The following is a 21,241-nucleotide window of genomic DNA, read 5'->3' as shown; positions in this document are numbered from 1 at the left end:
CATCTCCGGCGTGGGTCATCTGGAAGCGAACGGGCTGGCGCACGTCCTGCCGGACGGCAGGGAGCTGTTCCACGACGTCTCGTTCAAGGTGAGCGGCGGTTGGGTCGTCGCGCTGGTCGGGGCGAACGGCGTCGGCAAGACGACCCTGCAACGCATCCTGTCCGGTGAGCTCACCCCGAAGCAGGGCAGCCTGCACGTGCAGGGCGGCCTCGCGGTCATGCCGCAGTTCATCGGCTCGGTCCGCGACGAGTCGCTGGTCCGCGACCTGCTGCTCTCCGTCGCGCCCCCGGCGTTGCGCGCCGCCGCTCAAGAGCTCGACGACGCCGAGCTCGCGTTGATGGACACCGACGACGAAGCCGCCCAGATGCGTTACGCCAACGCGTTGACCACCTATGGCGAGGCCGGCGGGTACGACATCGAGGTCCTCTGGGACACCGTCACCGTCGCCGCGTTGGGTCTGCCCTATGACCGCGCACGGTTCCGTTCGGTGCGCACGCTGTCCGGCGGCGAACAGAAACGCCTGGTCCTGGAAACGTTGCTGCGCGGCCACGAGCAGGTCCTGCTGCTCGACGAGCCCGACAACTACCTCGACGTCACCGGCAAGCGCTGGCTGGAAGACCGGCTGAAGGCCACCGACAAGGCCGTGCTCGTCGTCAGCCACGACCGCGAACTGCTGGCCAACGCCGCCACCCACGTCGTCACCGTCGAGGCGCACTCCGCGTGGACGCATCCGGGTTCGTTCGCGACCTGGCACGCCGCCCGCCACAAGCGCATCGAGAAGCTCAAAGAAGATCACCGCCGTTGGAACGAGGAACACGAGCGACTCAAAGAGCTCGTGCGCACGTTGCAGCAGCAGGCGAAGTACTACGAGTCGATGGCACCCAAGTACCGCGTCATGTGTGGGCGCCTCGAACGGTTCGAGGAAGCCGGACCACCACCGGAGATCCCTCAGGACGAGACCGTCAGCCCACGGCTCAAAGGCGGCCGCACAGGCATTCGCGCGATCACGTGCTCGGAGCTGGAGCTGACGGGCCTGATGAAGCCGTTCTCGCAGGAGATCTTCTTCGGTGACCGGGTCGCGGTGCTGGGGTCGAACGGCTCGGGCAAGAGCCACTTCCTGCGCCTGCTCGGCGGCGACCCGGTGCGCACGACCGGCTCCTGGAAGCTCGGTGCACGGGTCGTGCCGGGCCTGTTCGCGCAGACGCACGAGCACCCCGAGTGGGTCGGCCGCACTCTCGTGGACATCCTCTGGCACGGGGACGACCAACGGTCCGGACGCGATCGCGGCGCCGCCATGTCGGTGTTGAAGCGCTACGGACTCGACAAGGCCGGTGACCAGCGCTTCGAGAACCTGTCGGGAGGCCAGCAGGCACGGTTCCAGATCCTGCTGCTGGAGCTGTCCGGTGCCACCCTGCTGCTCCTCGACGAACCGACGGACAACCTCGACCTGGCGTCGGCGGAGGCGCTGCAGAACGCGTTGAACGACTTCGAGGGCACGGTCGTCGCGGTGACGCACGACCGGTGGTTCGCCAAGTCGTTCGACCGGTTCCTGCACTTCCGCGCCGACGGCCTGGTGTCCGAAGTGGACGAACCGGTCTGGACGTAGGGTCCTGTGGCATGAGCACACCTCCGGACGGCCTGCCGATCTATCGAGTCCTGACCGGTCCCGACGACGAGGCGTTCTGCCGCCGGGTCAGCGAGGCCATCGCGCTGGGCTATCGCCTGCACGAAGGCCCCGCGGTGACCTTCGACGGCGAGCGCGTGATCGTCGCCCAGGCGGTGCTGTGGCAGGGAGTGCGTTTTCACCCGAACGAGCGGGATGCTGGGAGTGACTCCAAGCAATAGCGTCGAAGGCTATGACCGCGTTCAGCTCCACCGCGTACAGCCGGGACCTCGGTGACGAACTGCGCCGGTTGCGTGAGACCTGCACAGGCTTGAACGGCCGCAAATTGGCCAGGAAGCTCGGATGGGATCCGAGCAAGGTGCCCAACATCGAGCACGGCCGTGCCCGCGCCAGCGAGATCGACCTCGCGCAGCTCTTCACGGCGTGCGGGAAGGACATCGACTTCCTCGAGGACTTCAAGCGCCTTTACAAGCACGCCTTCGACCTGTGCTTCACCTTGGCCATGGTGTTCGCCCAGGACCCCGCCGCTGTCGAGCGGACCAGGAGGATCTTCGAGCGTTTGGATGCTGTCGCCTGGGATGAGGAACGGTCCCGGAAGAGGCCGGCGGAGTACGTGAGCGATCCTCGCGGCCTGCGAGCCGAGCTGGCCTGAGAGCAACCGCAGCGGTGGCAAGGCCAACGGCGAGTTCACTGTGCGGGTGCTGTTCTCACGTTCTCCGCCCAGGCCTGGCAGGCGCTCGTCGGCCAGGTCAAAGCTCCCAGCTGACGAACGCGCCCTCGTCGATCGACCCGCCCGCCTTGCGGTAGGTGGCCTGGGCGGCCGCGTCGCCCGCGGCGGTGCCGGTCCACATGGCGTAGCAACCCCGTTCCGCGGCAAGGGCTTTCAGAGCCTCCACCAGGGCGGTGCCGATGCCGCGGCGCAGGAACGCGTCGTCCACGCCGAGCTCGTAGAGGAACATCTCGGTGCCCTTGTCCGGGTGGGTGGTCTCCACACCGGACACGAACCCGGCGGGCCGGCTGTCCACGTAGGCGATCAGCAGGTGGTGGTGATCCTGCGCCAGGAACCGGGACGTCGCGTCCGGCAGCGGCGGCGCGTCGAACAGGTGCGCGGCGGCGAACACGTCGTCGGGGGAGGCGGCGCGGCGGATCTTCATCTCGCCAGGCTATGTGAACTTTTCGGTCCAGGCCCGAAGGCGCGTCAGCGGTCCTCGACGAGGGCGGGCAGCTTCCCGTTCTTGACGAGCTTCACCAGTTCGGCGTGGTCGGCCTCGGTCTGGTCGGCGTAGTCGAACGCGTACTTGGTGAAGGCCTCGTCGAGGTCCTCGCCGCCGCCGTTCTGGAAGTACCCGGCCAGCAGCCTCGGGTCGAGCGAACGCGTGTGCGCGCGGGCCAGCAGGGCGCCCGCGAGGCGGCCGTAGTCGTCGAGGTCGTCGCGCTTCAGCGCGGTCGCGTCGATCTCGCCCTTGCGGTTGCGGAACTGCCGCACGATGAACGGGCGGCCCTCGATCGTGGTCCAGCCCAGCAGGATGTCGGACTCCGCCTGCACGAGCCGGGCGCCGTGCACGATCCGCTTGCCCTCGTGCTTGGCGGGCTCGACGTCCAGGAACGGCTGCAGCGCCGACGGCCGGGCTTCCTTGGCCTGCAGCACCAATGCCTCGGTGCCGTTGCCGTGCAACAGGATCAGGTAGTTGCGCAGGCCGACGCTGCCGGTGCCGACGACGCGGAACGCCACGTCCGACACGCCGTAGCGCATGATCAGGATCCGCCGCGACTCGCGCAGAGTGTCCACGTAGGACGGCAGTGCGGCGATCACGGCGTCCTTGGTCTCCTGCGTGACGTCGGTGAGCGTCGGCGGGTTCGTGATGAACCGCCATCTCTCGCCGTCGTGCGCGGTCCACTTCGCGGCAAAGCGGGCGCTGGTGTTCTTGCGCGACTTCTCGGCGGCCTTGAAGAAGTCGTCGACCAGGTCGCCGGCCTTCACCTTCGACAGCGTCGACTCGTCGCCGAGTGCGGTCCACGAGTCCAGGAACGGCATCCCGGCGAGCTGCTTGATCACGGCGCGGTAGGCCTTGACGGCGTCCTCCGCGGCCTCGCGGCAGCCCTTGTCCGACACCCCGCCGACCCGGCCCGCCAGCACCAGCGACGCCACGAGCCGCTTGAGGTCCCACTCCCACGGGCCGGGCACGGTCTCGTCGAAGTCGTTGATGTCCATGACGATCTCACCCTCGGGCGTGCCGAACAACCCGAAGTTCGCCGCGTGCGCGTCACCGCACAGCTGGGCGTGCAGGCCGGTCGCGCACCCGGCGGCGAGGTCGCCCGCCTGCAGCCCGGCGGCGCCGCGGAAGAACGCGAACGGGTTGGCGAGCATCCGGCCGACCCGCAACGGGATGAGGTGCTCCAGCCGTCCCTCGTTGCTGGCGTTCACGAACTCCAGCACGGACGGCCGCGAGGGCGCCAGCGAGACCGTGCGGTGCGCCTTGAAGTCCACAGTGGACCGCAATGCCCGGCCGGTCGCGTAGACCTCTTCCGGCTCGACCCACTTGCCCAGCGCGGCAGCGGCCTCAGTGCGCACCCTCTCACCCATACGGGTAATCATGCCTCACGTGAAAACGATGAAGGGCTCCTTCATCCACCTCAGGTGTAAGAAGGAGCCCTTCATCGAGGAACGAAATCACCCCAAATCGGGACGAACGACCTCGGCGATTGCGCGCACGCCCAGGTCGACCTCGTCCCGGGTGATCACCAGCGGGGGAGCGACGCGCAACGTGGTCGCCTGCGTCTCCTTGCACAGCACCCCGCGCGCGGCCAGCGCCTCGGACGCGGCACGGCCGACGGGTCCGCCCGGCGCGATCTCGACACCGGCCCACAGGCCGCGGCCGCGCACCTCGGCGATGCCGTGGCCGACCAGCTTGCCCAGCTCGGCGTGCAGATAGGCGCCCATCTCGCGCGAGCGCTCCTGGAACTCCCCGGTCTCCAGCAGCCGCACGACCGCGCGGCCGACGGCGCACGCGAGCGGGTTGCCGCCGAACGTCGACCCGTGCTCGCCGGGCTTCAGCACGCCCAGCACCGCACGCGAACCGACCACCGCGGACACCGGCAGGATGCCGCCGCCGAGCGCCTTGCCGAGCGTGTAGAGGTCGGCGCGGATGCCCTCGTGGTCCAGCGCGAACAGCTCGCCGGTGCGGCCGAGCCCGGACTGGATCTCGTCGGCGATCATCAGCACGTTGTGCTCGTCGCACAGGCGGCGGATCCCGGCCAGGTACCCGGCGGGCGGCACGACGACGCCGGCCTCGCCCTGGATCGGCTCGATCAGCACGGCCGCGGTGCGGGGCGTGATCGCGGACTCGACCTCGTCGAGGTTGCCGTACTTGACGACCTTGAAGCCGGGCGTGAACGGGCCGAAGTCGTTGCGCGCGGTCTCGTCGGTCGAGAACGAGACGATGGTCGTGGTGCGGCCGTGGAAGTTCGACCCGGCCACGATGATCTCGGCCGTGCCCTCCGGCACGCCCTTGACCTGGTAGGCCCACTTGCGGGCGACCTTGATCGCGGACTCGACGGCCTCGGCGCCGGAGTTCATCGCGAGCACCATCTCGGTGCCGGTCAGGGAAGCGAGCTCACGGCAGAACAGGCCGAACTGGTCGTGGTGGAACGCGCGGCTGGTCAGCGTGACGCGGCCGAGCTGCTCGACTGCGGCGGCCACCAGGGCGGGGTGGCGGTGGCCGAAGTTGAGCGACGAGTAGCCGGACAGGAAGTCCAGGTAGCGGCGGCCTTCGACGTCGGTGACCCACGCTCCCTCGCCGTGCGAGATGACCACCGGCAGCGGGTGGTAGTTGTGGGTGCTCCATTCCTCGTCGAGAGCTACGTAGTCAGCGCTGGTGGTGGTCTGGTGCTCAGCGATGGCGGTCATCCTCCAAGGCTAGGGGCCTGGACAAGCGATTTCAGCCGCCAAGCGTTGCGCCTGACCTCAGTTCGTTGCGTAAATTCACCGAACAGTGGCTGAATATTGCGCAACAGGCGTACTCAACGGTTCATCGATACGCTCCGCTCATGGCGAAGAAGTCGGTTCGTGAAGCCCTGCGACTCGATGAGGTGGATCTCTCCACCCTCGACCCGGCCGGTCGTCCGATCGGCCCCAAGAACAAGAAGGAGGCGGCCGACGACCTCGCCGCCACCGGGGCCGAGCTCGACGACCTTCAGGAGGCGTTGTACGCCGAGAACTCTCGCGCGGTGCTGCTCGTGCTGCAAGGCATGGACACCTCGGGCAAGGGCGGCGTGGTCAGGCACGTCGTCGGCCTGGTGAACCCGCAGGCCGTGCGCATCGCGTCGTTCAAGAAGCCGACTCCCGCCGAACGGCGCCAGCACTTCCTGTGGCGCATCAGGAAGGTCCTGCCCGCGAAGGGGCACATCGGCGCGTTCGACCGCTCCCACTACGAGGACGTTCTCGTGCCCAAGGTCGAGCGTCTGCTCAGCGCCGCGGAGATCAAAGCGCGCTACAAGGAGATCAACGCGTTCGAGCGGGAGCTCGCGGACGGCGGCACCACGGTGATCAAGTGCTTCCTGCACATCTCTCCGGAGGTGCAGAAGGAACGTCTGCTTGCCCGTTTGGACGACCCGCGCAAGCACTGGAAGTACAACCCGGCGGACATCGACGTGCGGGCGAAGTGGTCCAGGTACCAGGACGCGTACACACAGGCGTTGCAGAACTGCCAGGACACGCCGTGGTACGCGATTCCCGCCGACCGCAAGTGGTACCGCAACTGGGCGGTCAGTCAGTTGCTGCTGGAGACCATGCGCGAGATGGACCCGAAGTTCCCGCCGCCCGCCTACGACATCGAGGCCGAGAAAGCCCGGTTGATCTCGAACGATCCATTGCGCTAGACGCAATCTTCATTGCACCTATTGCCTGACTGTAACGGTCTAGGCCACTGTGGGCTGCGCCGCCGTTGAGTATCCCGGAGGTGCGGACGTGCGTGTGGACCGGCGACGTTTTCTCGGAGCCATGGGTGTGGGAGCTGGACTGCTGATGACCGGAGGAACCGCGGAGGCGGCACCTGCCACCAAGAGAGTCTTCTTCGGCGCGTACACGACGTGGAGCGGTGGCGCCAAGGGCATCGGCATCGGCACCTACGACCCGGCCAACGGCCAGCTGAAGAGCACCGGCGTGATCGCGGGCGTGGTCAACCCGTCGTTCGTGATCGAGTCGCGCGACGGCCGGTTCCTGTACGCGGTCAACGAGATCACCAAGGGCGAGGTCACCGCGATCGACGCGCGGTCGCTCAAGGTGCTGAACAAGCAGCCGACCGGCGGCGCCGACCCGTGCCACCTCACGCTCGACCCGTCCGGGAAGTTCCTGATCACCGCGGACTACTCGTCCGGGTCGTTGAGCGTCTTCCCCGTCAAGCCGGACGGCAGCCTCGGCGCGCGCACGCAGAAGGTGCAGCACAAGGGGTCCGGGCCCGATCCGGAGCGCCAGGAGGGCCCGCACGCGCACCACGTCGTGTTCGACCAGGCCGGGCGGTACGCGCTCGCGGTCGACCTCGGTGCCGACGCGGTGTTCGTGTACTCGTTCGCCGGCGGTCAGCTCAAGCTCGTCTCGACGGCGAAGTTCAAGCCGGGCGCCGGGCCGCGGCACATCGCGTTCCACCCCAACGGTCACGCGGCCTACGTCGCGAACGAGCTGGACTCGACGATCGTCGCCTGCGCGTACGCCGACGGGAAGCTCACACCGGGCCAGGTGCTCAAGACGGCGCCCGCTTCGGGAGTGCGCAACTACCCGGCCGAGGTGCTGGTGTCGGCCGACGGCAAGCACGTCTACCTGTCCAACCGCGGGCACGACAGCGTCGCGCACTTCGCGGTCGACGGCGCTGAACTGGCGCTGGTCGGGCACACGCCGGTCGGCGGCAAGTACCCGCGGCACATCACGCTGGACCCGTCGGGGACGTTGCTGTTCGCGGCCAACCAGAACTCGAACAACGTGACGTCGTTCGCGGTGGACCGGGCGACCGGCGCGCTGACGCCGTCCGGGACGCCGCTGCAGACCGCGATCCCGGTCTGCGTGCTGCCCACACGTCTGGGTTAACGCACTTCTGGTCGACCGTCCACAGTGGTACTCCGTGCCCATGGGTCTTATGGCTGGAGTACTGGCAGCAGCTCTGATGGTGCCCGCGCCGATCGCGCCGGAGTACGTCGCACTCGGCGACTCCTACGCGGCCGGCGCGGGCGCTGGTTCCTATGTGGACAGCTCGTGCCGGCGCAGCGCCAACGCCTACCCGGCGTTGCGGGGCAAGGACTTCCCGTCGTTCAAGTTCGTGGCGTGCAGCGGCGCGACCACGAAGTCGCTCAAGCCGCAGCTGAAGGCGCTGACGCCCGCCACGACGCTGGTCACGATCACCGTCGGCGGCAACGACCTCGGGTTCGTCGACGTGATGACGACCTGCACGCTCAAGGGTGACAAGGCGTGCGAGAACCGGGTCGGCAAGGCCAGGGCGTTCGCCCGCGACCAGCTGCCCGCGCGGCTCGACGCCACCTACGCCGCGATCAGGGACGCCGCGCCTTCGGCTCAGCTGGTCGTCCTCGGCTATCCGCGGCTGTTCACGCCGGACGACGGCTGCCGCACGCTGTCCAAGCGGAAGCGGGAGGCGCTCGACGACGCGGCTGACGAGGTGTCCGGCGTGATCTCGGCGGCCGCTTCCCGGGCTGGTGCGCGCTACGTCGACGTCAGGGAAGCGTTTGCGGACCACGGTGTCTGCGCGGACGAGCCGTGGATCAACGCGCTGGTCAACCCGACCGAGGACTCCTACCACCCGAACAAGGCGGGTCAGGCGGCTTACTTCGAGGCGTTGACAGCCGCCGTTCCGTAAGTTCAGACTTACCGTTCGTGGAGACTTACCAAGTGGCGTTCGCGGCGCTCGGCGACCCGACGCGCCGCGAGATCTTCACGCTGCTCGCGGCCGGGCCGCGGGCGGTGGGGGAGATCGCCGCCGAGCTGCCCGTGTCGCGGCCCGCCGTGTCGCAGCACCTCAAGGTGCTCAAGCAGGCACGGCTGGTCCGCGTCGAGGCGCAGGGCACTCGCCGGCGGTACTCGGTCGACCACGTCGGGGTGGCCGCGATGCGCGACTACCTCGACGACGTCTGGGGTCAGGCGCTCGCGAACTTCGCTGCGGTGGTGGAGGAGACATGACGGAAGTCCGGAAGTCCGTGCTGGTCAACGCTTCGACGGACCACGCGTTCAAGGTGTTCACGGAGAAGTTCGTGACGTGGTGGCCTGCGGGGCACCACATCGGCGAGGCGGACCTGAAGGACGTCGTCGTCGAGCCGCGCGAAGGCGGGCGCTGGTACGAGATCGGGGTGGACGGCGCCGAGTGCGAGTGGGGTGCGGTGAAGGTCTGGGAGCCGCCCGCGCGGTTGCTGCTGGCCTGGCACCTCGACGGTGACTGGGCCTACGACCCGGACCCGGCGCGCGCGTCCGAAGTGGAGATCACCTTCACCGCCGAGGGTGACGGCACGCGCGTTGAGCTGGTGCATCGCGGGTTCGAGCGGCACTTCACCAAGCCGGAGCGGGTGCGCGACGGCGTCAGCGGCGAGGGCGGCTGGGGCGGAATTCTGCTCGGCTTCCGGCAAGCGTTCGTGTGATCATGCGCGGGTGAGTCTTCTGAGGGAGGTCACGGCCACCCGGTACGTGACGCCGTTCCGCGAGGGCGGTTCCATGCCGGGGCTGGTCGAGGCCGACGACCTGGGTATGTACGTGGTGAAGTTCCGCGGCGCCGGACAGGGCGTGAAGGTGCTGGTCGCCGAGATCGTCGTCGGCGAGCTGGCGCGGCGGCTGGGCTTCCGCATACCCGAGATCGTGCTGGTGCACCTCGACCCAGAGCTCGCACGCGCGGAACCGGACCAGGAGGTCCAGGAGCTGCTGCGCGCCAGCGGCGGCCTCAACCTCGGTCTCGACTACCTGCCCGGCTCGTTCGACTTCAACCCGGTCGTGCGCGACCCCGGCGTCGAGCTCGCGACGAAGCTGCTGTGGCTGGACGCGTTGGTGCTCAACGTGGACCGCAGCTGGCGCAACCCGAACATGCTGCTGTGGCACCGGGACGCGTGGCTGATCGACCACGGTGCCGCGCTGTACTTCCACCACTCCTGGAGCGAAGATCGCCCGGCCACCAAGGAGTTCAAGTACGACGCGTCGGACCACGCGATGCTGCCGAACGCGGGCTCGTTGTCCGAAGTGGATGCGGAGCTGGCCGGGAAGATCACGCCCGAGCTGCTCGACGAGGTGCTCGCCCTGGTCCCGGACGAGTGGCTGGAGGGGGATCCGGTAGAACTGCGGCAGCGTTACAAGGACTTCTTCACCTACCGCCTCGCCCACCGCGGCTGGGTCGACTCGCTGGAGGCCGCGCGTGCCGCACGTGTTTGAGTACGCGCTGCTGCGGGCGGTCCCGCGGCAGGAGCGCGGCGAGTTCATGAACGTCGGCGTCATCGTCTACTGCCGCGATCTGGACTTCCTGTGCGCGAAGACCTATGTGGACGGTGACCGGCTGCGGGCGCTGGACCCGCGGCTGGACGTCGAGATGCTGGAGACGTCGCTGAAGCACCTCACGAACTCGTGCGACGGCACGCCAGAGGCCGGCCCGGTCAGCAGGACCACGATCGGGCAGCGGTTCCGCTGGCTGACCGCGCCGCGCAGCACGATCGTGCAGACCTCGCCCGCGCACACCGGGTTCACCGACGACCCGTCGGCCGAGGTCACGCGGCTTTTCGAAGCGCTGGTGCTGCCGCCCCGGTAGGTTCGTCGCAACCTGAACGGGCGCCTCGCGTCCCTAGGTGCAAAGCGAAACTGACGCGATCGGGGTTGGCGACACATGAGCGCTGGGTATCACCACGGCTACCAGCAGCCGCGGCGTCCCATGCCGCCGCAGCGGCCGGTGAAGAAGAAGAGGCGTCCCGGACGCGTCATTCTGGTGCTGTTGCTGGTCCTGGTGCTGGCTGCACTCGGATTCGGTTTCTACGTCGACTCGACGCTGAAGCGGATCGACGCGCTGCCGGACTACCAGGGCCGTCCCGCCGAGACGCCGGGCACCACGTGGCTGCTCGTCGGTTCCGACTCGCGCGATGGACTGACGCAGGAGCAGAAGGACAAGCTCGCCACCGGTGACGCGGCAGGCAGCCGCACCGACAGCATCATGTTGCTGCACCTGCCGGACAACAGCGCCGCCAAGCCGGTGCTGCTGTCGATCCCGCGCGACTCGTACGTGGCGATCGAGGGCAACGGCCGCAACAAGATCAACGCTTCCTTCGCGATCGGCGGCCCGCAGCTGCTCGTCAAGACCATCGAGGGCGCCACCGGCGTGCGGATCGACCACTACATGGAGATCGGCTTCGGTGGGTTCTCGAACATCGTCGACGCGGTGGGTGGTGTCGACATCTGCCTCGACCAGGCGATCAAGGACCCGATGGCCGGCATCGACCTGCCCGCGGGCTGTCAGGAGCTCGACGGCCCGAAGGCGCTCGGGTTCGTGCGGACCCGCTACACGTTCGCGACCTCCGACCTGCAGCGCGTGCAGAACCAGCGCAAGTTCCTGTCAGCGTTGTTCGAGAAGGTGAAGAGCCCGGCCACGCTCGCGAACCCGTTCCGCATGCTGCCGCTCATGAACGCGGCGTCCGACTCGGTGACGGTCAACGAGGGCGACCACGTGTGGAACCTGGCGAGCGTCGCGCTGAACATCAGCGACGCGACCTCCGGCACGGTGCCGATCAGCGGTACCCCGAACATCGGTGGCCAGTCGGTCGTGCAGTGGAACAAGGAGAAGGCCTCGCAGCTCTTCGACCTGATCAGCAAGGACCAGCCGGTGCCGGCCGAGCTGATCGCTCCCCCGAAGTAGCTACTGCTCGGCGGGCTCGGAAGCAGGCTCCGAGCTGGTCAACCCGGCCTCCTGTGCGATCTCCTCGAGCTCGCGCAGGAGGTCGTCGTAAATCGGTGTCGCTGACATGGTCTAGCCCCCTGTTTCTGGATCTTCCCCCGTTCAGGTGACGGGAGCTTACGCCTCTGTACCCGTTGGTCTCTCGTCCTATGCCGCCGAGACGCTAAATGTTGGCTAAATCCACCTGGTGACCAGGCATTATGTGGGTTGAGCACATATTGATCACGCCCGGTGACGCCTACCGTTCCGGTCATGTCGAGTGTCACGGGTCACACCGCGCTGGTCACCGGAGCCGCGAGCGGCATCGGCCTGGCCTGCGCCCGCGCGCTGGCGGCCGCGGGCGCGAAGGTTCATCTGGTCGACCTCGACGAGGGCGTGCGGGACCTCGCCTCCGAGATCGGCGGGGTCGGGCACGTTCTCGACCTGACCTCAGCGGTGGACGCGTTGCCCGCCGAGATCGACGTGCTGGTCAACAACGCAGGCGTCCAGCACGTCGCACCGATCCACGAGTTCCCGGTCGCGCGGTTCTCCTCGATGCTCGAACTGATGCTCGGAGCCGCGTTCCGGTTGACCCGGCACGTGCTGCCGCACATGTACTCGCACGGCTGGGGCCGGCTGGTGCACATCTCCAGCGTGCACGGCCTTCGTGCCTCCGCCTTCAAATCCGCCTACGTCGCCGCGAAGCACGGCCTTGAGGGGTTCTCGAAGGTCGCGGCTCTGGAGGGCGCTCCGCACGGCGTGACGTCGAACTGCGTGGCGCCGGGGTACGTGCGGACTCCGTTGGTGGAGAAGCAGATCGCGGACCAGGCGCGGGTGCACGGCATCCCCGAGTCCGAGGTCTCCGGGCGGATCTTCCTGCAGCGCAGTGCCATCAAACGGCTGATTGAGCCTTCCGAGGTCGCGGACGCCGTGCTGTGGTTGTGCGACAACAGTTTTGTCACCGGTACGTCGTTGGCCGTCGACGGCGGCTGGTCAGCTCAATGAGGAGTTGTCGATGATCAAAAAAGTGGTAGGCGCGTCGCTCATCGGGACAACGGTCGAGTGGTACGACTTCTTCCTCTACGGGTCGGCTGCGGCCTTGGTGTTCAACAAGCTGTTCTTCCCGACCGCGGATCCGCTGAACGGGACGCTGTTGGCCTTCACGACGTACGCGATCGGCTTCCTGGCGCGGCCGTTGGGCGGTCTGGTGTTCGGCCACTTCGGCGATCGGCTGGGGCGCAAGAAGTTGCTGGTGCTGTCGTTGCTGCTGATGGGTGGCGCGACGATGCTGATGGGCGTGCTGCCGACGTACGCGTCGGTGGGTGTGCTGGCGCCGTTGCTGCTCACGTTGCTGCGGCTGATCCAGGGCTTCGCGCTGGGCGGTGAGTGGGGCGGGGCCGTGCTGATCGTGTCGGAGCACGGCGACTCGGCGCGGCGCGGGTTCTGGGCGTCGTGGCCGCAGGCCGGTGTGCCGTGCGGGAACCTGCTGGCCACCGCGGTGCTGGCCGTTCTGGCGGCGGTGCAGTCGGACGCGGACTTCCTCGCGTGGGGCTGGCGGATCCCGTTCCTGCTCTCGGGTGTGCTGGTCGTGATCGGGCTGTGGATCCGGCTTTCCGTCTCGGAGTCGCCGGTGTTCCTGGCAGCCCGGGAAAGGCTGGCGCAGGAGAAGGCGCCGAAGCTGGAGAAGGCGCCCGCGCTGGAACTGCTGAAGCACAACTGGCGTGAGGTCCTCATCGCGATGGGCGCGCGGTTCGCCGAGAACGTGTCCTACTACGTGATCACGGCGTTCATCCTGGTCTACGTGGTGACCGGGCTCGGGCTGTCGAAGTCGGTGGGGCTCAACGCGGTGCTGGTCGCCTCGGCCGTGCACCTGGTGGCGATCCCGGTGTGGGGTCACCTGTCGGACCGGTTCGGGCGGCGGTCTGTCTACCTCGTCGGCGCGGTCGGCATGGCCCTGTGGATCTTCGCGTTCTTCGCGTTGCTCAACACGAAGAACCCCGTGCTGATCATGGTGGCCACCACGGTCGGGCTCGTGCTGCACGGCGCGATGTACGGGCCGCAGGCGGCGTTCTTCTCCGAGCTGTTCGGCACGCGGGTGCGGTACTCGGGCGCGTCGGTCGGCTACCAGCTGGCGTCGATCGTGGCCGGTGCGCTGGCCCCGCTGATCGCGACGGCGTTGCTGCAGGCGTACAAGTCGTCGGTGCCCATCGCGGTGTACGTGGTGATCACGTGCGTGATCACGGTGGCGGCGATCGCTCTGGCGCGGGAGACCCGTGGTGCGGATCTGGAGGAACGTGACAGGGTTGGGGTGTGACACGGCGACGTGAAGCCGAACTGGCGGCGTTGTTCGAGACCGCGTCCGAGCTCGCGGGCATGCGCGACCCGGACGCGGTGCTCCGCTCGATCGTGCGGCGGGCGCGGACGCTGCTCGGCACCGACGTGTCGTACCTGTCGATGAACGACCCGGCCGGCACCTACATGCGGGTGACGGACGGGTCGTTCTCGCCGCTGTTCCAGAAGGTGCGGCTGGGGCTCGGCGAGGGGCTGGGCGGGCTGGTGGCGCAGACCGCGAGCCCGTACGCGACCTCCGACTACTTCGCGGACGCCCGCTTCAACCACACCCGGCCGATCGACTCCGCCGTGCGGGACGAGGGCCTGGTGGCGATCCTGGGCGTCCCGCTGAAGCTCGACTCGAAGGTCATCGGCGTGCTGTACGCGGCCGACCGGACCTCGCGCGAGTTCCCCGCCGAAGAAGTGGCGTTGCTGCAGTCGTTGGCCGACCACGCGGCCATCGCGATCGACACGGCCTCGTTGTTCGCCACGATCCAGTCGCACAACGAGGCCATGAAACGCGCCGAGGAGGCGCACGACCGGCTCACCGACCTCGTGCTGCGCGGTGGGTCGTCGGCCGAGGTGGCGGCGGCCGTCGGCGAGTTGCTCCGCGGGCCGGTGGAGGTGCTGGAGTCCGTGCCGTCGCCGGCGGTGCGGGCCAACGGGCGAGCTGTGCTGCTCGACGGCGTGTGGGTGTGCGCGGTGCTGGCCGGCTCGGAGCTGCTGGGCGGGCTCGCGTTGTCCGGGCGGCCGGACCTGTCTGACGCCGACCGGCGGGTCTTCGAGCGGTCGGCGGCCGTGACGGCGTTGTTGCTGCTGTTGCGCAGAACCGTGGCCGAGGCGGAGAACAAGGTCCGCGGTGAGCTGATCACCGACATCCTGGACGGGCGGGACCCCGCCGGACTGCTGGCGCGGGCGCGGCGGATCGGTGTCGAGCTGACCGAGCCGCACGTGGTGCTGGTGGCCGACGGGAACCTGTCCGGGGCGACGCACTACGCGTCGGTCCACAGAGGACTCGCCGGGTCGCGCGGACGGGACGTCGTGCTGGCGTTGCCTTCTGCCTCCACGGACGTCGCTCGTGAGGTGGCCAAGGCGTTGGACGCCACGGTCGGGGCGTGCGGGCCGGTGGCCGGACCGGTGGCGATCGCGGCGGCCTACGAGGAGGCGCGGCGGTGCCTGAAGGCGTTGCGGCAGCTGGGGCGGGAGAAGGACGCGGCCACGCTGGACGACCTGGGGTTCGTCGGGGTGCTGCTGGGTGATCGCGCGGACGTCTCCGGGTACGTGCGGTCGGTGCTGGGCCCTGTTCTGGACTACGACTCCGAGCGCGGCACAGAACTGGTGCACACGCTGGAGGCGTACTTCCGGTGCGGTGCGAACCTGAGCAAGGCCAAGGCGGAGCTGCACCTCCACGTCAACACGGTCACGCAACGGCTCGACCGGGTGTCGTCGTTGCTCGGCGACTGGCAGTCGCCGGACCGGGTGCTGGAGGTGCAGCTCGCGTTGCGCCTACTTCGCCTGCTGGGCTAGCGCGTCTCCCGCCGGTGCGTCGGAGTTGCCGAACGGCTTGGCGATCGCCATGTACACCAGGCCGATGCCGACCACGAGCGCGCCGCTGAGGATCACGACGTAGCTGTCGTACCAGGGCGCGTCCGGGGTGCGCGGCCACACCATGTTGACCATCGCCGCGACGCCGTACGCGAGCGCGAGGACGTTGATGATCAGTCCCCAGCGGCCGAGCGTGAACTCGCCCGACGGCGTCCAGCCCTTGAGGCGGGCCCGCAGCGCCGCGAACACGACCATCTGGAAGCCCAGGTAGATGCCGAGCGTCGCGAACGACACGATCTTGTCCAGCGCGTTCGTGGACAGCATCGACGCGAACACGATGACGATCGGGACGACGCCGGCGAGCGCGAGCGCGTACGGCGGGATGTGCCGCTTCTGGTCGAACTTCGCGAGCACCCTGTGCCCGAACAGCATCTTGTCACGGGCGTAGGAGTAGGTCAGCCGGGACGCCGCCGCCTGCAGCGACATCGTGCAGGACAGGAACGAGATCAGCACGACCGCGATCACGATCTTGTAGCCGACGGGGCCGAACGCGTTCGTCAGGACGTGCGTGACGGGGTCGGCGTCCTCGCCGCTGATGACCTTGCCGAAGTCCGGCACCGCGAGCAGCAGCGACAGGCACGCGAACGTCGCCGCCGCGCCGCCGATGTAGATGGTGCGGCGCATGGCCTTCGGGATGACGCGGCCGGGGTCCTTGACCTCTTCCGCGGTGTCACCGCAGGCTTCGAAGCCGTAGTACTGGTACAGGCCGATGATGCCCGCCGCGAAGAACGCGGGCAGGTAGCTGCCCGGCCCGCCCGCTCCGAAGTTGTCGAACAGCACGCCCAGGCCGTGCACGCGGTGCTCGACCAGCAGCCAGATGCCGACCACGAGCGCGCCGACGATCTCCGCGGCGAACCCGAAGATGGCGGCCCAGCTGAGAACTTTCGTACCCGCGTAGTTGATCAGTGTGGAGACCACGACGATCGCGATCGCGCACAGCACGGTGTTGCCGACGGTGGCGGTGTAGCCGAGAAGCGTTGCCAGATAAGGGCCCGCGCCGTAGCTGACGGACGCGATGGTGACCAGCAGGGCGATCATGTACACCCAGCCGGTCATCCACGCCCAGCGCTTGCCCCACAGGCGGCGAGCCCACGGGTACACGCCGCCCGCGACCGGGTACTGCGCGACGAGCTCGCCGAACACGAGCGCGACCAGGAACTGGCCGACGCCCGCGACGACGAAGCTCCAGATCATCGGCGGGCCGCCCAGGGCGAGGGCGGTGCCGAACAACGTGTACGTGCTGACCACGGGGGAGAGGTAGGTGAAGCCGAGCGAGAAGTTCGCCCACGGGCTCATGTCCCGCTTGAACTCCGACGTGTAGCCGAGGTCCTTGAGCCTGTCCGCCTCGTCGAGCGTCGCTGTCATCACGCCTCCTTGATCAGGTCGGCGGCGCGTTCTCCAATCATGAGAACCGTGACCATCGGGTTCACGGTCGGCATGGTGGGGAACACGGACGCGTCGACGACCCGCAGGCCCTCGAGTCCGATGACTTTCAGGTCACCGTCCACGACGGATCCGATCGCGCACGTGCCGGCCGGGTGGTAGACGGTGTGGGCGGCCCTGCGCCCGTACTCGGACAGCGCCTCGTCGCTCGTGACGTCCGGGCCGGGCGCGATCTCCCGCTTGAGCCACGACTTCAGCGGTTCCTGCTCGGCGATCCTGCGGGCGATCTTGAAGCCGTCGACCAGGGTCTGCTCGTCGTAGCCGTCGGGGTTGGTGAAGTAGCCGAAGTCCAGCGCGGGCTTCTCGCTGGGATCGTTGGACTTCAGCCACAGCTTGCCCTTGCTGTGCGGCCTCGGGATGTTCGGCGTCATGCAGACCCCGTGCTCCACCGTCGGATAGCCGAGGCGTTCCGTGTTGGTGGTGAACGGGATCTGGTAGAAGTGGAACATCAGGTCCGGCCGCGGGTCGGAGGGGTCGCGGCGGATGAACAGGCCCGCGTCGGAGTCCATGACCGAGTTGGGCGGCAACGGTTTCGTGGTCTCCCAGACGATGACCGACTCCGGGTGGTCGAGCAGGTTCTCGCCGACGCCGGGCAGGTCGTGCCTGACCTCGATGCCGATGCTCGTGAGGTGCTCTGCGTCACCGATGCCGCTCAGCATCATCAGCCGCGGGGTGTCGATGGCGCCCGCGCAGAGCAGAACCTCTTTGTTCGCCTCGACGTAGCCCTTGTCGGTGTGCACGCCGATCGCGCGGCTGCCGTCGAACTCGATCCTGCTCGCCCAGGTGTTGAGCAGCAGCGTGAGGTTCTTGCGGCTGTCCAGGATCGGGTGCAGGTAGGCGGTGCTGGCGCTCGACCGCTGGTTGTTCTTCTCCGGGTGGTAGGCGATCGAGAAGAAGCCGACGCCGTCCTCGAAGGGCTTGGCGTTGAAGTCGTCGATCTCCGGGACGCCCGTGGCCTGCCGGGCGGCTGTCACGAAGTCCCTGGCGATCGGGTTCCGGTCCTTCCCCTCGACCGGGATGATGTTGAGCGCGACCCTGTCGTAGTACGGGCCGATCGCGTCCCACGTCCAGCCGTGGCCCCAGTCGTCGAAGTCCTGCGGCAGCGGGTTGAAGCAGATCAGCGTGTTGTGGCTGGAACACCCGCCGAGCACCTTCGCGCGGCTGTGCCGGATGTGCGAGTTGCCGCGCGGCTGCTCGACCGTGGGGTAGTCGTAGTCGTACTCGGTCTCCAGCAGGTTGATCCAGTTGCGCAGGTTGAGGATCTTCTCGTCGCCGACGTCGGACGGGCCGCCCTCGATGACCGCGACTGTCACGTTCTCGTCTTCAGTCAGTCTTGCCGCGAGCACGCAGCCCGCCGTACCGCCGCCGACGATCACGTAGTCATGTGCGGTCACTTGTCGTCCTTTCGCGCGAACCAGTTCTGGGCTTGTGGCTTGAGGTTCTGGTAGACGTGCTTGGGCTCGGTGTACTCGTGCAGGCCCGCGGTGCCGAGCTCACGGCCGACGCCGGACCGCTTGAAGCCGCCCCATTCGGCCTGCGGCAGGTAGGGGCCGAACTCGTTGATCCAGACCGTGCCGTGGCGCAGCTTCTTCGCCACGCGCTGGGCCTTGTCGAGGTCCTGGCTCCACACCCCGCCCGCGAGGCCGTAGTCGGTGTCGTTGCCGAGGAACGTGGCCTCGTCCTCGGTCTCGAACCGCTCGGCGGTGATGATCGGGCCGAACGTCTCGTCCTGGACGAGCTTCATCGTGCGGGTGCAGTCCGCGTAGACCGTGGGGCGGAAGAAGAAACCGTTCTGCAGCTCGGGTTCCTCCGGCCGCCTGCCGCCCGCCTTGAGGGTGGCGCCTTCCTGCTCGGCGATCGCGACGTAGCCCTCGACCTTGGCGCGGTGCTCGGCGGACACGAGCGGCCCGGACTCGGTGTCGGAGTCGAAACCGTTGCCCAGCTTGATGAGATCGGCGCGGCGGGCGACCTCGTTCACGAAGTCGTCGTAGATGTCCGTGTGCACGATGAGCCTCGTGCCGGACGAGCAGACCTGACCGGCGTGGAAGAACGCGGCGGTGAGCGCGTAGTCGACCGCGGTGTCGAGGTCGGCGTCCGCGAAGACGATGTTCGGGTTCTTGCCACCGAGTTCGAGCGCGACCTTCTTCACCGTCTTGGCCGCGCTCGCCATGATCCGCTGCCCGGTGGCGAGACTGCCGGTGAACGAGACCAGGTCCACGTCAGGGTGCTCGCTCAGCGGCGCGCCGACCTCGGGGCCGGTGCCGAGCACGAGGTTCGCCACACCGTCGGGCAGTCCGGCTTCCTGCAGCAGTTCGAAGAGCTTGATGGTGGTGAGCGGCGTGATCTCGCTCGGCTTCGCCACCAGCGTGTTGCCGGCGAGCAGGGCCGGGGCGATCTTCCAGGAGATCTGCAGCAGCGGGTAGTTCCACGGCGCGATCAGGCCGCAGACGCCGACCGGTTCGTAGTCGATGCGGCTGATGACGTCCGCGGGGGTGCCGTGGACGACCTTCGGGTGCAGCAGGCCGGCCAGACCGCCGTAGTAGCGGAACACGGCGACGACGTCGTCCACGTCGATGCGGCTCTCGACCAGCGTCTTGCCGGTGTCGAGCGTCTCGGTGCGGGCGATGTCCTCCTTGTCGCGTTCCAGCAGGTCCGCGACCCGGTTCAGCACGGCGGCGCGGTGCTCGGGGCTCGCGTGCTGCCAGTCGCCGTGGTCGAAGGCGTCGCGGGCCTTCGCGATCGCCGAGATCGCCTGTTCGCGGGTTTGGTCCTCCACCTCGGTGAGAACACTCTGGTCGAAGGGGTTGATGATCTGCCGCACCGGCGACACGCCTCCCTGTTCGTATGTCCAAGTAGGACACTGGGGTATAGCCGGTCGCCGGTGGCGGTTAAACCGTGACGACCGTCTCTACTTCAAATTCCTGCGCAGTCGCGTGAAAAGCCGAGCATTGCTCATGGCCACGATGCCGACGACGTCGTCCGGGTTGGCGGCGTCTCGATAGGTCGCGACGAACTTGCGGTCCTCAATGGACCCGTCTTCGACGCGGACGTCGTTCGTCGCCCGTCCGATGAACTGGATCCTGACCCCGTACTGGTCGGACCAGACGTAACCGCCGTTGGTGTGCGTCGCGACGGTCTCGCCCGCGAGCAAGTTGCGGGTGGCGATTTGCGCCTGTTCGGTTGCGGACGTCCAGTGCTCGGCGCGGTGTCCGGCGCAGTTCGCGACGTCGCCGACGGCCACGATGTTCTTCACGTTCGTGACGCCGCCCGCGTCGCACACGACGCCGTTGTCGACCTTGACGGGTCCACCCGCGAGCCAGTCGATGGCCGGTCGGGTGCCGATGCCGGCGACGACGACGTCCGCGTCAACCTTGCGTCCATCTGCGAGGTTGATTCCGCCGTCAATGTTGACCGAATCAACATTGACTCCCGTAATCAACGTTGATCCATGGTCGCCGTGCAGTTGTCCACACGCGGCGCCCATCTCCGCGCCCAGAACACGCGTGAGTGGCGTGGGAAGGGCCTCGACGACGGTGACTTCCTTGCCCAGAGAGCGCGCGCTCGACGCGATCTCCGCGCCGATGAAGCCGGCGCCGATGATGCCGACGCTGTTCACGTTGGTGAGCGCGTCGCGGAGCTTGACGGCGTCGTCGAGCGTGCGCAGGACCTGTGCATTGGATATTGCCCGGGGGATGCCGCCGGTCGCGATGACCAGTCCGTCGGTCTCGACCGTCGTGCCGTCGCTGAGCGCGACCTCCTGGGTGGAGAGCAGTCCGGTGGCCCGGACGCCCAGGCGCCACTCGGCGTCGATCGCGTCGAGGTCCTCCTGGTCGGCGAGCGGCACCGCCTCGACCTTGCCGAGCAGGAAGTCCTTCGAGAGAGGGGGTCGGTCGTACGGAAGATGCACCTCGTCGCCGACGATGACGATCCGTCCGTCGAACCCCTGCTGGCGCAGTGCCTGCGCCGACCTCAAACCGGCGAGCGAAGCGCCGATGATCGCGATCGTCCTCACGCCACGTCCTTGTTCACCTCGGCATCGACATAGACCTCTCCATCTTTCACAACCACGGGATAGGTCTTCACCGGTCTTTTGGCGGGCAGACAAGTCGGCTCGCCGGTGCGAAGGTCGAAGCTCGCGGCGTGCAGCGGGCATTCGACGAAGCAGCCCTCCAGCCAGCCCTCGCTGAGGGACGCGTCCTGGTGGGTGCAGGTGTCGTCGATGGCGTACAGGACGCCGTCGGAGTTGAACACCGCGATCGGCGCATGAGGGCCGACGACGCGCACCGCCTCTCCTGGGGGCAGGTCCGTGAGAGCGCAAGCGCGGATCATCGTCGGCCTCCGTTGC

General features: G+C 68.1%; 22 protein-coding genes. 14 read left to right on the top strand and 8 right to left on the bottom strand.

Going from position 1 to position 21,241, the window contains the following annotated elements; all coding sequences use genetic code 11:
- Positions 1–10 precede the first annotated feature (10 nt).
- From ABZV40_RS13965 to ABZV40_RS13955, 3 genes are read left to right on the top strand one after another with little or no spacing between them, the layout of a single operon-like run.
- Entirely contained in the window at positions 11–1,606 is a 1,596-nt protein-coding gene (locus tag ABZV40_RS13965; RefSeq protein WP_355439938.1) for an ATP-binding cassette domain-containing protein, read from the top strand.
- A gap of 11 nt (positions 1,607–1,617) precedes the next feature.
- The gene (locus ABZV40_RS13960) at positions 1,618–1,845 is read left to right on the top strand and encodes a DUF1737 domain-containing protein (RefSeq protein WP_355439935.1); all 228 of its coding nucleotides are present in this window, start codon (positions 1,618–1,620) and stop codon (positions 1,843–1,845) included.
- An 11-nt stretch (positions 1,846–1,856) separates the two neighbouring features.
- A complete protein-coding gene (locus ABZV40_RS13955) occupies positions 1,857–2,276 on the top strand; it encodes a helix-turn-helix transcriptional regulator (protein WP_355439932.1) in 420 nt (139 codons plus the stop codon).
- A 97-nt stretch (positions 2,277–2,373) separates the two neighbouring features.
- Here ABZV40_RS13955 and ABZV40_RS13950 read toward each other — a convergent pair whose 3' ends face one another.
- From ABZV40_RS13950 to rocD, 3 genes are all read right to left on the bottom strand, one after another.
- A complete protein-coding gene (locus ABZV40_RS13950) occupies positions 2,374–2,778 on the bottom strand; it encodes a GNAT family N-acetyltransferase (RefSeq protein ID WP_355439929.1) in 405 nt (134 codons plus the stop codon).
- Positions 2,779–2,822: 44 nt separating this feature from the next.
- Positions 2,823–4,208, bottom strand: coding sequence for a DUF2252 domain-containing protein (locus ABZV40_RS13945; protein WP_355439926.1), 1,386 nt, complete (start codon positions 4,206–4,208; stop codon positions 2,823–2,825).
- Between the two features lie 87 nt (positions 4,209–4,295).
- Positions 4,296–5,531 (bottom strand): ornithine--oxo-acid transaminase, encoded by a 1,236-nt coding sequence (rocD, locus tag ABZV40_RS13940; protein WP_355439923.1) that lies wholly within the window; start codon positions 5,529–5,531, stop codon positions 4,296–4,298.
- A gap of 140 nt (positions 5,532–5,671) precedes the next feature.
- Here rocD and ABZV40_RS13935 point away from each other — a divergent pair, with 140 nt between their 5' ends.
- The 11 genes from ABZV40_RS13935 to ABZV40_RS13885 all read left to right on the top strand — a co-directional run bounded on the left by ABZV40_RS13935 (position 5,672) and on the right by ABZV40_RS13885 (position 15,375).
- Positions 5,672–6,502, top strand: a complete 831-nt coding sequence (locus ABZV40_RS13935) for a PPK2 family polyphosphate kinase (protein ID WP_355439920.1) — start codon at positions 5,672–5,674, stop codon at positions 6,500–6,502.
- 145 nt (positions 6,503–6,647) lie between these two features.
- Entirely contained in the window at positions 6,648–7,703 is a 1,056-nt protein-coding gene (locus ABZV40_RS13930; protein WP_355439918.1) for a lactonase family protein, read from the top strand.
- A 49-nt stretch (positions 7,704–7,752) separates the two neighbouring features.
- Positions 7,753–8,484, top strand: coding sequence for an SGNH/GDSL hydrolase family protein (locus tag ABZV40_RS13925; RefSeq protein ID WP_355439916.1), 732 nt, complete (start codon positions 7,753–7,755; stop codon positions 8,482–8,484).
- A 17-nt stretch (positions 8,485–8,501) separates the two neighbouring features.
- Positions 8,502–8,804 carry a metalloregulator ArsR/SmtB family transcription factor gene (locus ABZV40_RS13920; RefSeq protein WP_355439913.1) on the top strand — a complete coding sequence of 101 codons (303 nt, stop codon included), beginning with the start codon at positions 8,502–8,504 and terminating at the stop codon, positions 8,802–8,804.
- Positions 8,801–9,256 carry an SRPBCC family protein gene (locus tag ABZV40_RS13915; RefSeq protein ID WP_355439909.1) on the top strand — a complete coding sequence of 152 codons (456 nt, stop codon included), beginning with the start codon at positions 8,801–8,803 and terminating at the stop codon, positions 9,254–9,256. Before ABZV40_RS13920 ends, ABZV40_RS13915 begins: the two co-directional genes overlap by 4 nt.
- Before the next feature lie 10 nt (positions 9,257–9,266).
- Complete coding sequence (locus tag ABZV40_RS13910) at positions 9,267–10,034, top strand: HipA family kinase (RefSeq protein ID WP_355439906.1); 768 nt, start codon at positions 9,267–9,269, stop codon at positions 10,032–10,034.
- Positions 10,018–10,404: a DUF3037 domain-containing protein gene (locus ABZV40_RS13905; RefSeq protein ID WP_355439903.1), complete on the top strand. Its 387-nt coding sequence runs from the start codon at positions 10,018–10,020 to the stop codon at positions 10,402–10,404. The genes ABZV40_RS13910 and ABZV40_RS13905 overlap by 17 nt, the downstream gene beginning before the upstream one ends.
- A gap of 75 nt (positions 10,405–10,479) precedes the next feature.
- A complete protein-coding gene (locus ABZV40_RS13900) occupies positions 10,480–11,499 on the top strand; it encodes an LCP family protein (RefSeq protein ID WP_355439901.1) in 1,020 nt (339 codons plus the stop codon).
- Positions 11,500–11,790: 291 nt separating this feature from the next.
- A complete protein-coding gene (locus ABZV40_RS13895) occupies positions 11,791–12,522 on the top strand; it encodes a 3-hydroxybutyrate dehydrogenase (protein ID WP_355439898.1) in 732 nt (243 codons plus the stop codon).
- Positions 12,523–12,532: 10 nt separating this feature from the next.
- Positions 12,533–13,831 carry an MFS transporter gene (locus tag ABZV40_RS13890; protein WP_355439895.1) on the top strand — a complete coding sequence of 433 codons (1,299 nt, stop codon included), beginning with the start codon at positions 12,533–12,535 and terminating at the stop codon, positions 13,829–13,831.
- Positions 13,828–15,375, top strand: a complete 1,548-nt coding sequence (locus tag ABZV40_RS13885; protein WP_355439892.1) for a GAF domain-containing protein — start codon at positions 13,828–13,830, stop codon at positions 15,373–15,375. The genes ABZV40_RS13890 and ABZV40_RS13885 overlap by 4 nt, the downstream gene beginning before the upstream one ends.
- Here the strand turns inward: ABZV40_RS13885 and ABZV40_RS13880 are convergent.
- From ABZV40_RS13880 to ABZV40_RS13860, 5 genes are all read right to left on the bottom strand, one after another.
- Positions 15,355–16,818, bottom strand: a complete 1,464-nt coding sequence (locus ABZV40_RS13880) for an APC family permease (protein WP_355439889.1) — start codon at positions 16,816–16,818, stop codon at positions 15,355–15,357. The two genes, ABZV40_RS13885 and ABZV40_RS13880, sit on opposite strands and share 21 nt — an antisense overlap.
- The gene (locus ABZV40_RS13875) at positions 16,818–18,290 is read right to left on the bottom strand and encodes a GMC oxidoreductase (protein ID WP_355439887.1); all 1,473 of its coding nucleotides are present in this window, start codon (positions 18,288–18,290) and stop codon (positions 16,818–16,820) included. Before ABZV40_RS13875 ends, ABZV40_RS13880 begins: the two co-directional genes overlap by 1 nt.
- Positions 18,287–19,717 carry an aldehyde dehydrogenase family protein gene (locus ABZV40_RS13870; protein ID WP_355439884.1) on the bottom strand — a complete coding sequence of 477 codons (1,431 nt, stop codon included), beginning with the start codon at positions 19,715–19,717 and terminating at the stop codon, positions 18,287–18,289. Before ABZV40_RS13870 ends, ABZV40_RS13875 begins: the two co-directional genes overlap by 4 nt.
- A gap of 87 nt (positions 19,718–19,804) precedes the next feature.
- On the bottom strand, positions 19,805–20,908 hold the full coding sequence (locus tag ABZV40_RS13865; protein WP_355439881.1) for an FAD-dependent oxidoreductase: 1,104 nt from the start codon (positions 20,906–20,908) through the stop codon (positions 19,805–19,807).
- Positions 20,905–21,225, bottom strand: a complete 321-nt coding sequence (locus ABZV40_RS13860; protein WP_355439878.1) for a bifunctional 3-phenylpropionate/cinnamic acid dioxygenase ferredoxin subunit — start codon at positions 21,223–21,225, stop codon at positions 20,905–20,907. Before ABZV40_RS13860 ends, ABZV40_RS13865 begins: the two co-directional genes overlap by 4 nt.
- Positions 21,226–21,241: the final 16 nt, after the last annotated feature.

It is taken from the genome of Lentzea sp. NPDC004782, from assembly GCF_040609115.1.
In the GTDB taxonomy this organism is placed as follows: Bacteria; Actinomycetota; Actinomycetes; order Mycobacteriales; family Pseudonocardiaceae; genus Lentzea.
This window is presented reverse-complemented; position numbering and strand designations above follow the sequence as displayed.

What these genes read in the sequence shown, in the direction of transcription:
- ABZV40_RS13960 (WP_355439935.1), top strand. Translation starts at nt 1,618, where the DNA reads ATGAGCACACCTCCGGACGGCCTGCCGATCTATCGAGTCCTGACCGGT.
- ABZV40_RS13955 (WP_355439932.1), top strand. Translation starts at nt 1,857, where the DNA reads ATGACCGCGTTCAGCTCCACCGCGTACAGCCGGGACCTCGGTGACGAA.
- ABZV40_RS13950 (WP_355439929.1), bottom strand. Translation starts at nt 2,778, where the DNA reads ATGAAGATCCGCCGCGCCGCCTCCCCCGACGACGTGTTCGCCGCCGCG.
- ABZV40_RS13945 (WP_355439926.1), bottom strand. Translation starts at nt 4,208, where the DNA reads ATGGGTGAGAGGGTGCGCACTGAGGCCGCTGCCGCGCTGGGCAAGTGG.
- rocD (WP_355439923.1), bottom strand. Translation starts at nt 5,531, where the DNA reads ATGACCGCCATCGCTGAGCACCAGACCACCACCAGCGCTGACTACGTA.
- ABZV40_RS13935 (WP_355439920.1), top strand. Translation starts at nt 5,672, where the DNA reads ATGGCGAAGAAGTCGGTTCGTGAAGCCCTGCGACTCGATGAGGTGGAT.
- ABZV40_RS13930 (WP_355439918.1), top strand. Translation starts at nt 6,648, where the DNA reads ATGACCGGAGGAACCGCGGAGGCGGCACCTGCCACCAAGAGAGTCTTC.
- ABZV40_RS13925 (WP_355439916.1), top strand. Translation starts at nt 7,753, where the DNA reads ATGGCTGGAGTACTGGCAGCAGCTCTGATGGTGCCCGCGCCGATCGCG.
- ABZV40_RS13915 (WP_355439909.1), top strand. Translation starts at nt 8,801, where the DNA reads ATGACGGAAGTCCGGAAGTCCGTGCTGGTCAACGCTTCGACGGACCAC.
- ABZV40_RS13900 (WP_355439901.1), top strand. Translation starts at nt 10,480, where the DNA reads ATGAGCGCTGGGTATCACCACGGCTACCAGCAGCCGCGGCGTCCCATG.
- ABZV40_RS13895 (WP_355439898.1), top strand. Translation starts at nt 11,791, where the DNA reads ATGTCGAGTGTCACGGGTCACACCGCGCTGGTCACCGGAGCCGCGAGC.
- ABZV40_RS13890 (WP_355439895.1), top strand. Translation starts at nt 12,533, where the DNA reads ATGATCAAAAAAGTGGTAGGCGCGTCGCTCATCGGGACAACGGTCGAG.
- ABZV40_RS13880 (WP_355439889.1), bottom strand. Translation starts at nt 16,818, where the DNA reads ATGACAGCGACGCTCGACGAGGCGGACAGGCTCAAGGACCTCGGCTAC.
- ABZV40_RS13860 (WP_355439878.1), bottom strand. Translation starts at nt 21,225, where the DNA reads ATGATCCGCGCTTGCGCTCTCACGGACCTGCCCCCAGGAGAGGCGGTG.